The 14,481-nt window shown below is 55.6% G+C and carries 14 protein-coding genes, 1 tRNA gene and 1 other RNA gene; 7 read left to right on the forward strand and 9 right to left on the reverse strand.

What is annotated here, in order from left to right:
- Positions 1-40 precede the first annotated feature (40 nt).
- The 6 genes from IRT44_RS05475 to IRT44_RS05500 all read right to left on the reverse strand — a co-directional run bounded on the left by IRT44_RS05475 (position 41) and on the right by IRT44_RS05500 (position 5,758).
- Positions 41-955, reverse strand: coding sequence for a DUF7916 family protein (locus tag IRT44_RS05475; protein ID WP_171567392.1), 915 nt, complete (start codon positions 953-955; stop codon positions 41-43).
- Positions 956-1,062: 107 nt separating this feature from the next.
- Positions 1,063-2,505: an N-acetylglucosamine-specific PTS transporter subunit IIBC gene (gene nagE, locus IRT44_RS05480; RefSeq protein ID WP_171567391.1), complete on the reverse strand. Its 1,443-nt coding sequence runs from the start codon at positions 2,503-2,505 to the stop codon at positions 1,063-1,065.
- A gap of 330 nt (positions 2,506-2,835) precedes the next feature.
- Positions 2,836-3,333, reverse strand: a complete 498-nt coding sequence (locus tag IRT44_RS05485) for a PTS sugar transporter subunit IIA (protein WP_171567390.1) — start codon at positions 3,331-3,333, stop codon at positions 2,836-2,838.
- A gap of 147 nt (positions 3,334-3,480) precedes the next feature.
- Positions 3,481-4,338, reverse strand: a complete 858-nt coding sequence (gene glcT, locus IRT44_RS05490) for a glucose PTS transporter transcription antiterminator GlcT (RefSeq protein WP_212132628.1) — start codon at positions 4,336-4,338, stop codon at positions 3,481-3,483.
- A gap of 249 nt (positions 4,339-4,587) precedes the next feature.
- Complete coding sequence (locus tag IRT44_RS05495; protein ID WP_171567388.1) at positions 4,588-5,088, reverse strand: ribonuclease H-like YkuK family protein; 501 nt, start codon at positions 5,086-5,088, stop codon at positions 4,588-4,590.
- A gap of 166 nt (positions 5,089-5,254) precedes the next feature.
- On the reverse strand, positions 5,255-5,758 hold the full coding sequence (locus IRT44_RS05500; RefSeq protein WP_230077597.1) for a DinB family protein: 504 nt from the start codon (positions 5,756-5,758) through the stop codon (positions 5,255-5,257).
- Positions 5,759-5,888: 130 nt separating this feature from the next.
- On the opposite strand from IRT44_RS05500, the gene IRT44_RS05505 reads away from it, so the two are divergent.
- Complete coding sequence (locus IRT44_RS05505; protein ID WP_230077862.1) at positions 5,889-6,485, forward strand: nitroreductase family protein; 597 nt, start codon at positions 5,889-5,891, stop codon at positions 6,483-6,485.
- Positions 6,485-6,964: a tRNA adenosine(34) deaminase TadA gene (tadA, locus tag IRT44_RS05510; RefSeq protein ID WP_212132637.1), complete on the forward strand. Its 480-nt coding sequence runs from the start codon at positions 6,485-6,487 to the stop codon at positions 6,962-6,964. Before IRT44_RS05505 ends, tadA begins: the two co-directional genes overlap by 1 nt.
- Here tadA and IRT44_RS05515 read toward each other — a convergent pair.
- Entirely contained in the window at positions 6,961-7,695 is a 735-nt protein-coding gene (locus tag IRT44_RS05515; RefSeq protein WP_171567386.1) for a pseudouridine synthase, read from the reverse strand. The two genes, tadA and IRT44_RS05515, sit on opposite strands and share 4 nt — an antisense overlap.
- A gap of 142 nt (positions 7,696-7,837) precedes the next feature.
- Between IRT44_RS05515 and IRT44_RS05520 the strand changes: the two genes are divergently transcribed.
- Positions 7,838-7,929 (forward strand) — tRNA-Ser (locus IRT44_RS05520).
- Between the two features lie 383 nt (positions 7,930-8,312).
- Here the strand turns inward: IRT44_RS05520 and IRT44_RS05525 are convergent.
- Together IRT44_RS05525 and IRT44_RS05530 are read right to left on the reverse strand one after the other, a co-directional pair.
- A complete protein-coding gene (locus tag IRT44_RS05525) occupies positions 8,313-8,543 on the reverse strand; it encodes a hypothetical protein (RefSeq protein ID WP_230077598.1) in 231 nt (76 codons plus the stop codon).
- Between the two features lie 137 nt (positions 8,544-8,680).
- A complete protein-coding gene (locus IRT44_RS05530) occupies positions 8,681-8,989 on the reverse strand; it encodes a DUF4870 domain-containing protein (protein ID WP_171567384.1) in 309 nt (102 codons plus the stop codon).
- A 262-nt stretch (positions 8,990-9,251) separates the two neighbouring features.
- On the opposite strand from IRT44_RS05530, the gene hmpA reads away from it, so the two are divergent.
- The 4 genes from hmpA (at position 9,252) to IRT44_RS05550 (ending at position 14,434) form a co-directional block, all read left to right on the forward strand.
- Entirely contained in the window at positions 9,252-10,472 is a 1,221-nt protein-coding gene (gene hmpA / locus IRT44_RS05535) for an NO-inducible flavohemoprotein (RefSeq protein WP_230077599.1), read from the forward strand.
- Positions 10,473-10,719: 247 nt separating this feature from the next.
- Complete coding sequence (locus tag IRT44_RS05540; RefSeq protein ID WP_171567382.1) at positions 10,720-12,465, forward strand: HD-GYP domain-containing protein; 1,746 nt, start codon at positions 10,720-10,722, stop codon at positions 12,463-12,465.
- 70 nt (positions 12,466-12,535) lie between these two features.
- Positions 12,536-12,801, forward strand: an RNA gene (gene ffs / locus IRT44_RS05545) — signal recognition particle sRNA large type.
- A 199-nt stretch (positions 12,802-13,000) separates the two neighbouring features.
- Entirely contained in the window at positions 13,001-14,434 is a 1,434-nt protein-coding gene (locus IRT44_RS05550; protein WP_171567381.1) for a PAS domain-containing sensor histidine kinase, read from the forward strand.
- The last annotated feature ends 47 nt before the right edge of the window (positions 14,435-14,481 follow it).

Consider the following 14,481-nt stretch of genomic DNA (forward strand, 5'->3'; position numbering starts at 1 on the left):
CGAGCCCACGGGGGAAACCGCTTCGTTGTGCTGTCTGGCGTTACCGCAGGACCGATGCGGCCATCCGCACATAGGTATGCCGTTTTCCGCGCACGGCGATGGAGTAGTGCATGATGTTTTCCGGGATAGCGATGCCATTGTAACCGGCGTCGCCGATGTGATACAGATCGGCCCCGGCCATTTTGCTGTTCAGCGCGATCTGGCGAATGGTCGCCTCGTCTGCCCCTTCCTGACTGGTGCCGGTGGCCAATAGGGCCAATGCGCCGTGGCGGTGGGCCAGATCGACCATGGATTTGGCCGCATCAAGCGTGATGCCGGGAATTGTGCCGGGCGAGGGGAGCAGGATGATGTCCGCCCCTGCTTCGATAAACTGGACAATCGTCTGCTCTTCTATCAAATTGCCACCGGCTTCATCTGCTACGCCAGCGCCGTGCATTTTCCCGGCCATGATCAAGGCGTCTTTGCCCATGACTTCACGGGCGGTGCGGATCGCCTGCCTGATTTCCCGGTTGGTCACTCCGGTCTTGGGGTTGCCGGTCAGGCAGAGGAAGTCAAAACCGAGCCGTTTTGCCTCGACAAAGGTTTCCGCCGAGGCCAGCCGCCCTGGGGGCAGGGGGAGCAGTTGTTCTGCCGCTCTGGCCTGTGGGTCGACTGGTTCCAGGTTGAGGCCGACGGGCCGTCCGATGAGCCGTTTCAACTCATGTACCGTCTCATCGGGCGCAGCGGTCAGTCCTTCCACGTGCGGCTGAAACACGTCAAAGAGATTGAGCAGGATCATGTCGGCACCAAAAGCGGCGGCCAATTCTGCATTGGTAACACTGGGGTAGAGTGGGGAGACGGAGGAGATCACTTCGGCTACCAGCACTCGCCCTTCAGAGGCCTTGATTGCCCGCTTTACATCCTGCCCGGTCATCCGTGAGAAATCGGAAGCTGTGCAGTCCAACAATCGTTTCATCGTCTTCCTCCCAGTAACAAATATTGTGCCGTTATAAAGCAGTCCACCCGGCACGTCAGGGCGCTGCCGGGTGGAATCGTGCCGTCAGGCGAGCGGTGACGACAGGTTTACATCTTTTTGATCTCGTCCTTCAGCGCTTCCGACTGGGGACCGAAGACGATCTGCACGCTGCCCTGCCCCAGTTTCATCACGCCGGCCGCCCCGAGACTGCGCAGGCCTTTTTCATCGACGACCTTGTCATCCTTTAAGACCAGCCGCAGGCGGGTAATGCAGGCGTCCACGCTGACGATGTTGTCCTTGCCGCCAATGAGGGCCAGCACTTTTTGTGCCTTTTCGTGCATCGCATCGCTGCCGGACGCGTGGGATGCCGTCTCCTCTTCGTCGTCTTCGCGGCCCGGTGTCTTCAGATTCAGCTTGACGATCAGGAAGCGGAAGAGGAAGTAGTACACCGCGGCAAAGGCCAGGCCGACCGGAATGATCAACAGCGCGTTGGTCGACAGGTGGAAGTTGACCAGGTAATCGATGAGGCCCGCGGAGAAGCCAAAGCCGTGTTTGATGCCCAAGGCGTACACAACAAAGCCGGAAATGCCCGTCAGGACAGCGTGAATCACATAGAGGACGGGAGCCACAAACATGAACGCAAACTCAATCGGCTCCGTAATCCCTGTCAGGAAGGAAGCAAGGGCTGAGCTAAGGAAGATGGCGGCGACGGTTTTCCGCTTTTCCGGTTTTGCCGTGTGGATAATGGCAAAAGCACCTGCCGGCAGGGCAAACATCATGATCGGGAAGAAGCCGGTCATAAACATGCCGGCCGATTTGTCACCGGCAAAGAAGCGCCACAGGTCGCCGTGAACCACATTTCCGGCGGGATCGGTAAAACTGCCGATTTGGAACCAGGCGATGGCGTTGAGCACGTGGTGCAGGCCAAACGGGATGAGTAGACGGTTGAAGAAGCCAAAGATGGCCGCGCCAATGCCGCCCAGTCCGACAACCCAGTTCCCGAAGGCGTCCAGTACGGATTGGATCGGCCCCCAGATGCAGCCGATGATGATCCCGATCACCACCATGAACAGCGAGGTCACGATCGGCACAAACCGCTTGCCGCTGAAGAAACCGAGCCAATCCGGCATCTTGATGTCGCGGTACTTGTTGTAGCAGTAAGCGGCGACGCCGCCGGCGAGAAATCCGCCGAGTACGCCCATGTTCAGTTCCACCTTGTCATCGATGAAGGGCATGGCGGCAGGCACTTTGGCCAGTACTCCCACCAGCACCTGGTAGGCCAGGACCGCCGCCAGGGCGGCAATCGCGTCACCTGCAAAACCGATGGCGACACCCACCGCAAAAATCAAGGCCAGGTTGCCGAGAATCGCAGTACCGCCGGCATTGAGGAAGGGAGCGACGTACGTGTTCAGAAAACCACCCACTGCGGAGCCGAGCGGGATGTTCTTCTCGTAGTCGAGAAGACCAAAGGACACCAGCAGCGCCGCGGCAGGCAGTACGGCTACAGGGAGCATGAGCGCTTTCCCGAGCCTTTGCATGAAAGCAAGCATGGATAAAACCTCCTTGGATGAAAGTGATATTCAGAAAGCCGCTCTCCGGAGTACGTTCAATTAGGAGCGATAATTAGGACACGGCCGGAGAGTGACTCATCTGACGAAGGGAGAATCGCGGTTTGTAAGCGTTTGCAATTCGAAGCTGGCGAAACCTGTGATGCGGTTCTGCCTTCCCGCTGACGGGATGCCTCTGTTGCCGTGACAGAGTGCAATATGGGTTCAGCGTGACGGTCGAGCGGGACTGGGCGGAACAATTTACCAACAGGGGGCGGGCGTGCAGCCCGCCATTCCCCGTGATGCTTACCTGAAACTACATTATGCGGTGCCTCACTTTACTACGACGTTCATCACCGGTTCCTGACCGGCATGCACGTTGGGCGGAGCAATCACCTGTTTCTCGGCGACCACATCGCCGTTGGTGATGACAACAGGCGTCACTGTTGCGCAGCCTGCCTGCCGGATTGTATCCAGTTGAAACTCGATCAGCTTGTCGCCGGCTTTTACCTGATCGCCGACAGACACGAACGGCGTAAATCCTTCTCCGTTCAACTTCACTGTATCAATGCCAATGTGGAGGAGAATTTCCAGACCGTTGTCGCTGGTCAGGGCAATCGCATGATGGGTGGGGAACAAATGGGTCACTTTCCCGTCTACGGGAGAGACGAGCACCCCTTCAGTCGGGTCGATTGCTACGCCGTCACCGACAACCTGCTGTGCGAAGACCGGGTCAGGCACTTCGCTCAACGGCACCATCACGCCCGTCAAGGGGGCCAGGATCGTCACTTCTTGCTGTTTTTTTTTGCGGGAAAACAAACTGCGTAACATAAGCTCCTCCTTTTGCGTCTGCTGTATAAAATAAGGTGTATGAAAAAAGGCATGAACGGGGAAACAATGCGGCATCGTTTGCCATGTCCGCATGCTCTCACCGCTCATGCCTAGTCGAACTAGTAACACGCAGGTAAGGTATTCTGTTCATTCGTATGGTTGCTGGGTCAGCCGAAATACATGCATCGCCATGTAACCGATCTCATCGTCGGGCACGTTCATGTCCAGCCGCTTCGAGATGTGCCGGGCCAATTTTTCGGCCACGGCGTAGGCCTCTGGAGCGGTCTCCTTCAACCGGTCCAACAGCGGATTGTAAATCGATTTCTGCTGCCGGATGCGCTCGCAGGCAAACCGCAGATGTGTGATGAGGCGGACGTAATCAATCGAGTTGCGATCGATGGATCTGCCCGTCTGCTCCTCGATGATGCCGACCAGCTCGGCGATGATGTTGGTAAATTGAACGGTTTTGCTCACCGGCATGGAGCTGACGGCCGAATGGATGTGCAGGGCCAGAAAGCCGATCTCGCTCTCCGGTATCTCTTGGGAAAACGCCGTTTTGATCATCTCGGCCGCTCGTTTGGCCAACGCGTATTCCTTGCTGTACAAGGTCTGGATCTCAAACAGGAACGGGTTGACGATATCCATGCCGTTGCGCAGGCGGTAGATGGCAAACTGGATGTGGTCCGGCAGGGCGACATGGACGTGTTCGTTTACGTGCGGCGTGATTTCCTTGGCAATCAGGGCGATGATTTCTTCTGCGATCCCCACTACGGCCGGGTCGATCTGGCTGAGCAGGGTTTGATACTGCTGCTGGTGGCTCTCATTTTCCAAGCGGAAGCGTTTTTCGACACGTGCATCGTGGGGAAGGATGGTGTTCCCAGGTTTGGTGCCGAAGCCGATGCCTTTTCCGAACAGCACAATCTCCTGGCCGGAGTCGGGTTCTTCGACGAGGACCACGTTGTGGTTGAGGACGCGTGTGATCGTATACGGTTTTTCACGAGACACCCGTTACCACCCACCTTTACCAACAAAAAAGAGCTGAAAAAACCTTTTTTGGGTGAAAAAAAGATCTTCTCAGCTCATGCCTGCATTACCAGTAACACGCTTATGTGAAAACGCTTCATTGTCAATTTCATGATAACGCACTGGCTTTCCGTTGTCAATCATGCAGGGAAAAGACGCGGGCGAAGCGAAATCGTTCCTGCCGTCCAAAAAAACGGCAAGGTTGGGGCAGCGTTCTGCAACAGATGTTTCTTATCTGGTAAACTTGTCTGCAATGGAGGAAGCGCAGTACGCGTATGGTTTGATTTCCGCCCGGAAGTGGTTTGATTTTGCCAGACTTAGCAAAGACTGGATAAACTTGCGGGTGGGACCGTTCTTGCCGATGTCGAAATGCAGGCTGATGGGGATGTCGATATTGCGTTCACGCAGATAGTGGCGCAGTTCGGAAGCCAACCCCACAGCGTAAATCGCCTCCTGGAAAATGCGCTGCTGCAGCGAAGCGTAATGTCGTTCCTGAAACGTGTGGTAAAAAAAATTGCCGCCGCGACCGTGACGGATCAGCGTGATGACGATGGCAAAGGACGTGCTGCGGTTCCGCAGTTTCGAGTCGGCGCCGACAATGATTTCGCACGTCCCGGCTGTCGAGGATACGGTTTGCTCGATGTTGGAAAAAACGGCTGCCTTGTCCAGTAGGCCGATTGTTGGACTGTAAAATCGGTCGAACAGGACGGGGCTAACAGGGGTTACTCCCACTCACATCCCCCCTCACAGAGGTTGTATACATACGTGCGCTTACACTGTTAATGTATGTAAACACGAAGAGAGTATGTGAATGGAAGAGACAAATCCTCGCGCGGAATGCTGCGTGCTTACCGAAACTGCCGAGTGAGACGGTCGAGGCGGCGGACTGAATGGGCGATTACAGGGCAGGCGGCTCCATGCTCATATTGCTCCACTCTTCGCGAGCGGGTCCGTATGTGCCCGGCACACGCAGACCAGCTTGGCGCATGAGGACGGTCATTTGCCCGCGGTGATGGACCATGTGCAGGATCAGCATTTGCAGCGTATAGCCGTTGGACCATTGCTCGCCGTACATCTCGCGCACTTCCTGCAGGGTGGCGTCACTCCATTGGGATCGGATGGCTTCGACAAAGGAAGTGCTGGTGTTGCGCCACGCTTCGGCAATGTCGCGCGCGGAGGACGGCACGGGCTGGTGCTCACTGACCGCTTCAAACTGCAGGCCGGTGCGGGACATCATTTCGTGCACGGTGCACACGATGTGCCAAGCAATCCTGCCCAGCGTACGATCATCAGCGGAGACGCGCTGCTGCAGGGAATCGTCGGTACAGGCGTCGAGAATGCGCTGGGTCATCTGTGCCTCGTCTTCCCATACCTTTAGAAAAGTGGAAATGCTTGAAAACATGAAAAACCCTCCCTCCAATAGTACTAGGAACATGTGTTCCCTTCAGTTCCCATTATACGCCAGGTTGGCTGATTTTATCCAGCCCTATTCTATAAAAATGAAAAACTATGAAGGAGGTTTGCGAACCATGATGAATCAGTACCTGCCCCAGGTGGCAGAATACCGGAAAGCATCCTACGAGGTGGACCCGGTATTTCTCAATCGCTGGTCGCCCCGTTCGTTCAAGTCAGACCCGATTCCCGACGAGGTTTTGTTCAGCCTGTTCGAAGCGGCGCGCTGGGCACCGTCGGCCAACAACGAACAGCCCTGGCGGTTTATCCTGGCCCGCAGCAAAGAGGAGAGGGAGCGCTTTTACCCGTTCATCGCCGACGGCAACCGCGTCTGGTGCGAAAAAGCGCCGGTGCTGGCGCTGATTTTGTCCAAAACGGTCAATGCCAAAGGAGTGAACAACCTGGCGCATGCGTTTGATGCCGGTGCGGCATGGGGATACCTGGCTCTGGAAGCAGCACGGCGCGGCCTGATTGCCCACGCAATGGGCGGTTTTGATCCGGACAAGGCACGCGAGGTGCTGAAAGTGCCGGACGAATACGAGCTGCACGCGGTCATCGCGATTGGCTACCAAGGGGAAAAGGACGCGCTGCCCGAGCAATTGCAGGAGCGGGAAAAACCGTCGGGGCGTCGGGAACTGTCTGAGACTGTGTTTAAAGGAGTATTTGGACGCACGTGATGGAGATGCAGGAACACGAGACATACATGAGAGCCGCGATGGAAGAAGCGAAAAAGGCAGCGGCCATCGGCGAGGTGCCGATCGGGGCGGTCATCGTTCGCGACGGGGAAATCGTCGGCCGCGGCTACAATCTGCGGGAAACGAAAAAAGATCCCACCCTGCACGCGGAAATGATTGCCATTCGGGAGGCAAGCGCCCGGCTCGGCGGTTGGCGGCTGATCGGCTGCACGCTGTACGTGACGCTGGAGCCGTGTCCGATGTGTGCAGGAGCGATTGTGCAGAGCCGCATCGAGCAGGTGGTGTACGGGGCCCGTGATCCGAAGGCAGGATGCGCGGGCACCTTGATGAACTTGCTGGATGAGTCGCGATTCAACCACCAGGTGCCGGTCGTGGAAGGGGTGCTGGCGGAGGAATGCGGCCAGATGCTGAAAGACTTTTTTCGCGGTCTGCGGATGAAAAAACAGCCCGGTCAGGATTAAACCGGGCTGTTCTTCTGGATATGGCTGCGAAGCTGTTCCAATTCTTCCTCGCTCAATTCCCGGTATTCCCCGGGGGAAAGCGTCGTGTCGAGATGGAGCGGCCCCATGCGGACGCGCTGCAGGTAGACCACCTGCAGGCCAAATGCGGCAAACATGCGCTTCACCTGATGAAATTTTCCTTCCATGATCGTGACCCGGACTTCCGAGACGTCGCCGGAAGAGAGTATCTCCAGCTTGGCCGGCAGGGTCGTAAAGTCTTCCAGCTCGACGCCCCGGGCGAACGCCTCCACGTGCTGGTCGGTGACGCGGCCCTGGATGCGAGCGAAGTACTCCTTTTCCACCTTTTTCTTTGGCGACAGGAGATTGTGGGAGAGCTGTCCGTCGTTGGTCAGGAGCAGCAGTCCTTCCGTGTCGATGTCCAGCCGGCCGACCGGGTGTACCTTGTGGCCCCATTCGTACGGCAGGAGATCCACCACCGTCATGTGCAGGTTGTCTTCCGTGGCAGAGACGACGCCGGGCGGCTTGTTCAACATGATGTACAGCCAGCGTTTGTAGTTGAGCGGCTCCCCCTCGACCGTGATCTCCTGCGTTTCCGGTATCACGTGCATGCCGGGGTCAGTGGCGACGGAGCCGTCTACTTCCACCAGCCCTTGCTTTACCAGTTGTTTCACTTCCTTGCGCGTCCCCAAGCCCATGTTGGCGAGGACCTTGTCCAAACGCTCTCGCTTCAATTGAATTCCCCGTTTCTGCTCGTTTTCGCTGTGCTGTTACTATATTGGCCCAACGCTGACGGCAAATCAAGGGGTGGTAGAGATTTACTCTTGCGCATTGGGCAATCTTTTGCTATAGTTAATTTTGCTTCTAGCATACAGTGGAGAGATACCCAAGTGGTCATAAGGGGACGCACTCGAAATGCGTTAGGCGTCGTGAGGCGTGCGTGGGTTCGAATCCCACTCTCTCCGCCATACAAATCGTACGCAAAGCACAGGTTGGCAGCCAGCCTGTGCTTTTTGATTTACTTGGCAGTGGAAGGTTTGTGGGCATCCGTTTTGATGACAAATGCATATTCCTGTGTGCGGTCTTCCCATTTGCATACCAGGCGAAAACCTCGGATGGTCCCGCCCGGTTGATAATCTTGACTGTTAGAACTTAAGAGGGCAAAGACGTTTTCATTCAGAGTAAATGTTGCTTCATTTTCATTATCATTAAAATTAAGCGTTACTGGCTGTTGCTGCGCTGGTTGACGTTTATATTTAAAATCGCCATCCGTAAGAAGAATGCTCTCCCTTACTTCAAATGATTTTGGTTTTGGATGAAGCGAAATATGTACGGTCTCACCAAGCTTGACCTATGGAATCGTTATCGCGGGATCATTCATGATCGCTCGGAACAGTGACGCATCTTCAAAATCTGCTGGATCTTCCAATGTTCTTGACTTTAATGTCGAGCTGATATCATCGTTTCCGACTTTCAATGTGATCTCTGGAACAACATGTGATTGCTTGCTGTTCATCATGATGACAAGCAGGGAACAAACCAAGATGAACGCCATCAGTGTAAACCAATGAGCTTTTTTCATGTTGATTCTTCCACCTCTTTTCCAACATGATTACATCACCAAATATGTAATAATTATACAACAGGTCATTTGTTCGTTGCCGAGAACGAAGCGGCGGGAGTGAATTGCTCACTCCCGCCTTGTGTTATGGTATTCGTCTACCCGATCAGCGATCCGATGACCGGATAGCGAAACGGTCTGTCCTGCAGCGCGTAAACGATCCCCTTGATCGGATAGTAGAGGATCATAAAGCCGAATACCAGCACGAACGGAATGCCGATCACGAAAAACGACAGAAAGAGGGAAATGGAGAAAAGAATGCTCATGATGACATGAAACAGCAATGCCTGCAAGGCGATGTTTTTTACATGCCGGTCTTGAATCAGCAGCCAGACAACCAGCGGCACCAGGATTGGCGCGAAGAACAAACTGGCATGGGTGATCGCCTTGACTCCCTTGTGATCCATTCTGCTACCTCCCTGTATTGAGAAGCGTTATGACTGCCCCCATAATTATTGTACCTCATATTACCAAACCCTCCAACCGACGCAAGCGCGATCGGCACGTCTGACCGCAGACGGAGGACAGCGCAGGACGGCTACACATGCTCGGTACAGGTGTTCACAAAACCTCCACCGGCGATGTGATTGCAATCACAGTGAACAAAATCACAGCGCCTTATACTAAAGGCGACACGAACCATCACGGTATCATCAAGGAGGAGCGAACATGCTGAGTCAACATACGATAGACATCATCAAGTCGACCGTTCCCGTCCTGAAGGAGCATGGCCGGACGATTACGACACGTTTTTACCAGTTGATGTTTACCAACCATCCGGAACTGCTGAACATTTTCAACCACGCCAACCAAAAACAGGGGCGGCAGCAGACCGCGCTGGCCAACTCCGTCTATGCGGCGGCGGCCAACATTGAGAATTTGGAAGCCATCCTGCCGGTCGTCAAGCAAATTGCGCACAAACACCGCAGTTTGGGCATCAAGCCGGAACACTACCCGATCGTCGGGAAAAACCTGCTCGCGGCGATCAAGGACGTGCTCGGCGACGCGGCGACTGACGAGATTATCAACGCGTGGGCGGAAGCGTACGGCGTTATTGCCGACGTGTTCATCAACGTGGAGGAGGAATTGTACCGGGAAGCGGAGCAGTTGCCCGGCGGCTGGCGGGATTTCCGCAACTTTGTCGTGGACCGAAAAGTAAAAGAGAGCGACGTGATTACCTCCTTCTACCTGAAACCGCAGGACGGCGGCCTTATTCCGCCATTCCAGCCAGGGCAGTACATCAGTGTGAAGTTGGATATCCCGGGTGAAACCTACACGCACATCCGTCAGTACAGCCTGTCGGACAGCCCGGGCAAGGATTACTACCGGATCAGCGTCAAACGGGAAGATGCCGTAGATGGCAAGCCGGCGGGGATCGTCTCCACCTACCTGCACGACCACATTAAGGAGGGAGACGTGCTGCCGATCAGCGCGCCCGCAGGTGACTTCGTCCTGGATACGTCAAAAGAGACGCCGGTCGTCCTGTTGAGCGGAGGCGTTGGTCTCACGCCGATGATCAGCATGCTGAATACGCTGGTAGAGCGGCAGCCGCAGCGACGGGTTCACTTTATCCACGCTGCACGCAACAGCCGGGTGCACGCGATGAAGGAGCACGTGGCCGCGCTGGCCGATAAGCACGAAGCGCTGACTTTCCATGCAGCATATTCGGAACCGACCGAAGAAGACCGGGCTGAGCGCCGTTTTGACAAGGAGGGCTTCATCGACCTGCCGTGGTTGCAGTCGATTCTGCCCGACAATAATGCCGATTTCTACTTCTGTGGACCGGTGCCGTTCATGAAAAACGTTTACCAGGCGCTGAAAGACTGGGGCGTGCCGGAAGAACGCATCCATTTTGAATTCTTCGGGCCAAAGGGCAGTCTGAGCGAGTAATCGAATATGATCGCCAAAATCCTCCGTATTTTACGGAGGATTTTTTGCTGTGTGACTGCATGAAAGCATAGGGAGGAAACTTTTCTGCAAAAACCCCTGAAAGAGGTTTAGGCGCTGCTTCCCCGTGGTAGGTAAAGAATGTCATAGATATGGGCATTGTTCCCAGTCGGTTGGAGATTCACAGCGTGCACGAAGCAGGAGGGAGCTTGTGCCCGTCCACCTCGGGAAAGAAGCAAGGGGGAGGCCCGTGTTTACAAAGGTAAGAGACCGCTTATTTGCAGCACTGCTGTGCTTGTGCCTGATCCCGATACTCGTCGTCAGCTTTGTCAATTACGACGCGGCAAGAACGGTGGTGTACGAACAGTACGCCACCAGCATTCGCGAGCGTTTGCGTCACACGGACGAGCAGTTTTCGCTGTATGCCCAGCTCTTGCTGGACAGCGTCCAACGGCTGGCCAACGAACCAGCCGTGCGCAGCACGGAGGGACAGTTGGCGCTTTTGCCGCGCAGCGCACAAACGGCTGCGGCGGAGAAGCTGTTCCGGGACTTTCAACGCAGAAATCCCTCTGTCCGCAATGTTCATCTGCTCGCCGTCGATGGTGGACGTCTCTCCCTGTTTACCGACGAGCAATGGATGGACGGAAATGTCCGCAGTCTGTCATGGTACCGCGACACACTGGAGGCGTGGCACATCGCTCCCCGGCTGCTGCTTGGAGCGGAAGCGGGGGCCGATCCGTCTCGGCTGTACGCGGTGCAGGCGGTAACGAACGAGCAGGGGCGGCCGTTCGCCGTGCTTGTGGCAGAATGGAAGCCCGATTTATTGGAAAGGTGGCTGAAAACAGACACCGAGCGGCACGACTGTACGCTTTTGGTGTTTACCTCCGACGGGCACCCGCTGATTCAGGTCGAACCGGAGTCCTCGGGTGCGCGGCTGCTGGTGGAGTCTTATGCAGATGTAAGAGAGGTGCACAATGCGGGCCTAACGGAGGAAGTGCGGTATGACAGCCGGCTGAACGGGATGGTGCATCTCTTTCGATACGTCTCCCCGCATACGGGAAACACCTACGTGGAACTGCTGCCGGCCGAAGTGATTGACCGTCATCTCGGCCGTCTGGAGCTGATTTTGCTGATCGTCACGTTATTGGTGGTGCTGTTTGCCGCTATGGAGACCCGGCTGGTCGCCCGGTGGATGGACCGGCCGATTTCCACCCTTGTCGAAGCGACGGAGGCTTTGCAGAAAGGGGATTTTTCCATTCGCGTGCCGGTGGACGGAATGGAAGAGATGGCGCGCTTGGGAAACAAATTTAATCAGATGGCCGAGCAGTTGGACACTCTGATCCGAAGGGAACGGGAGTACATGCAGAAGGGGATGGACCAGATTGTTCGCAGCTTTTACCTGGCTGTGGAGATGAAAGATCCGTACACGGCCGGCCACAGCGAGCGGGTTACCCGGTACGCGCTGCTTATCTACGATTATTTGGATGATGCGAAAAAGCAAACCATATCCCGGAACGATCTGCGTTATGCCGGGCTGATGCACGATATCGGCAAGGTGGCCATTCCCGACCGGGTGCTGTTGAAGGAAGGCAAGCTGAATGACGAGGAGTACGAACTGATCAAGCTGCACACCACCATTGGAGCCGACATCGTGGAGAGGATCGAGAGCCTGGCCCACGTCAGTCCCGGTGTCCGTCATCATCACGAGCGCTGGGACGGATACGGGTATCCGGACGGACTGAAAGGGGAGGATATCCCCCTGCTGGGGCGTATTTTGGCCGTCGCCGACACCTTTGACGCCATGACTTCAACGCGTTCCTACCGCAAGGCGATGACAGCAGAAGAAGCGTATGCGGAAATTGTCCGCTGCTCCGGCACTCAATTCGATCCGGAGATTGTCCGGGCGTTTTGCCGGGCGTATCAGGCGATTGCCGCCAGCATGATTTCATCCGACGCCGGGCATGAAGTGCAGAAAGCGGCAGCCCACGTCACGTGAGGGGACGCTTTCCTGTTATGGATGGCTTTTTGCCTTGCGATCATTCCGGTTCTTTGGTATGCTAAATGTGCCGTGCTAGACGGGGAGGTTGCGGTGCCCTGTAACCTGCAATCCGCAATAGCAGGGTCGAATTCCTATCAGAGGTCTTCTCATGTAAGGCTGCCATATGGGCGGCGGTGTTGAGGATCGGGTCCTGTGCAACGCGAACCCATGAACCTGGTCAGGTCCGGAAGGAAGCAGCCATAAGTGGATCATCGCGTGTGCCGCAGGGGAGCCTGGTCTGAGCTGCCCCCATATGTAACGCTTGGATGGGGAGTATCGAAGATAGGTGCACGGTCTTCTCGAAGAACATCAAGTGGCCTGTTCATGAGGAACAGGCCATTTTTTGTTGATTTCTGACGATCTCTAGCGAAACATTTCCTTCCAGAATCATTCTGTACAGGCAGGGCATTCCTGATAGGGTGACGAATGTGTAGGAATGTGCAGAATGCGATGATTGCCTGTAAAAACGTCAAGGGTCAGGGGGGGACAAGCTGTGAGTGCATCATTCTCGTTACATCTCGCCGGTTCGTCCAAACGATTGACGAAATTTTTGCAATACTTCCCGACGGCCGTATTTCTGGTGACGCAAACGGGATGTATCGTGGAAGTGAATGAACAGCTTCTTCGCGTTACCGGATACCAACGCGGAGAACTCGTGAACCAGCCGTTTCACGTCCTGCTGCCGTACCGGGGCACGATCGAACAACTGTATCAGGATCTGCTGCGCCGGGAAGCGGAGACAGATATGCCCGCAGAAGTGGAATGGCGTGACAGGCAGGGCAGAAGCGGTAAAACACCGGCGATGATTTTGGGGCAGCAGACAGAGGAGGAGCTGCTGTATCTGGTTCACCTGTATCAGTTGACCAAAGAGACGGATTACGGGCTGTCACAGCGGCTTGTGGAAAAACTGACTACCGATACCAGCCTGGGATTGTTCGTGCTCAACAAGCAGGGACAGATCGTCGAAGCCAGCCACGCGGCCTGTAAGCTCCTCGGAATGGAGCGGCTGCATGTGCTCAACCGGCACGTGGACGATGTGTTTGCCGGCATACCTGAAGAGCATCGCCTGATTAAGCGGGAACTGCTCGACGGGGTGAAGCTTCACAATATCGCCACGTCCTGGACAAACGACAACCAGCGCTACGAATTAATCGTGGACGCCCACACGCTTCAGGACGAGGCCGGCAATACCGTCGGCGCGTTCGTCTTGTTCAAGGATATTACCAACCTGCGCTCGTTTGAACAAAAAATCGAGCGCAACGAGCGACTGGCGATGATCGGACAGATTGCCGCCGGCACGGCTCACGAGATCCGCAACCCGCTCACGTCGATCAAGGGCTTTTTGCAGATGTTCCTGCAATCCTTCAGCGACAACGGCATGGAGCGGGAGCGTACCTACACGGAAATCATGCTGACGGAGATCAATCGGATCAATTCGCTGGTCAGCGAATTTTTGCTGCTGAGCAAGCAGCGCGACGTCCAGTATTCCCTGGTCGATTTAAACACGGTGTTTGAGGAGATTCTCCCGATCGTGGAGTCGCAGGCGCTTCTGTTCGGCATCGACGTAAAGTTCTCCTCGCGGGGACAGCTTCCGCTGGTGGTGGGGGACACGGAACTGCTCAAACAGGTCTTCATCAACATCTGCAAAAACGGCATCGAGGCCATGGGGGAGAAGGGGACGCTGCACATTTCCCATCACATCGATCCGGAAGGGGACAAGGTCAGCATCGACATCCACGATACGGGGCCGGGCATTCCGCTGTACATCATCGACAAAATTTTTGATCCATTTTTTACGACCAAGGAGGAGGGAACGGGGCTGGGTCTTTCCGTATGTCAGAAAATCATTCACGACATTGGCGGCCAAATCCGCGTTTCGTCCAAAGGATATGGCACCACTTTTCACATCTTGCTCCCGTATCTCTGACAACGGTTATCCGGCCCGGCGTCCCGTCATCCGTACGGGGCGTTTTC

It is taken from the genome of Brevibacillus sedimenti, from assembly GCF_020923495.1.
Taxonomy (GTDB): Bacteria; Bacillota; Bacilli; order Brevibacillales; family Brevibacillaceae; genus Brevibacillus; species Brevibacillus aydinogluensis.

What these genes read in the sequence shown, in the direction of transcription:
- hmpA (WP_230077599.1), top strand. Translation starts at nt 9,252, where the DNA reads ATGCTGAGTCAACATACGATAGACATCATCAAGTCGACCGTTCCCGTC.
- nagE (WP_171567391.1), bottom strand. Translation starts at nt 2,505, where the DNA reads ATGCTTGCTTTCATGCAAAGGCTCGGGAAAGCGCTCATGCTCCCTGTA.
- IRT44_RS05505 (WP_230077862.1), top strand. Translation starts at nt 5,889, where the DNA reads ATGAATCAGTACCTGCCCCAGGTGGCAGAATACCGGAAAGCATCCTAC.
- IRT44_RS05530 (WP_171567384.1), bottom strand. Translation starts at nt 8,989, where the DNA reads ATGGATCACAAGGGAGTCAAGGCGATCACCCATGCCAGTTTGTTCTTC.
- IRT44_RS05525 (WP_230077598.1), bottom strand. Translation starts at nt 8,543, where the DNA reads ATGAAAAAAGCTCATTGGTTTACACTGATGGCGTTCATCTTGGTTTGT.
- tadA (WP_212132637.1), top strand. Translation starts at nt 6,485, where the DNA reads ATGGAGATGCAGGAACACGAGACATACATGAGAGCCGCGATGGAAGAA.
- IRT44_RS05485 (WP_171567390.1), bottom strand. Translation starts at nt 3,333, where the DNA reads ATGTTACGCAGTTTGTTTTCCCGCAAAAAAAAACAGCAAGAAGTGACG.
- IRT44_RS05500 (WP_230077597.1), bottom strand. Translation starts at nt 5,758, where the DNA reads ATGTTTTCAAGCATTTCCACTTTTCTAAAGGTATGGGAAGACGAGGCA.
- IRT44_RS05475 (WP_171567392.1), bottom strand. Translation starts at nt 955, where the DNA reads ATGAAACGATTGTTGGACTGCACAGCTTCCGATTTCTCACGGATGACC.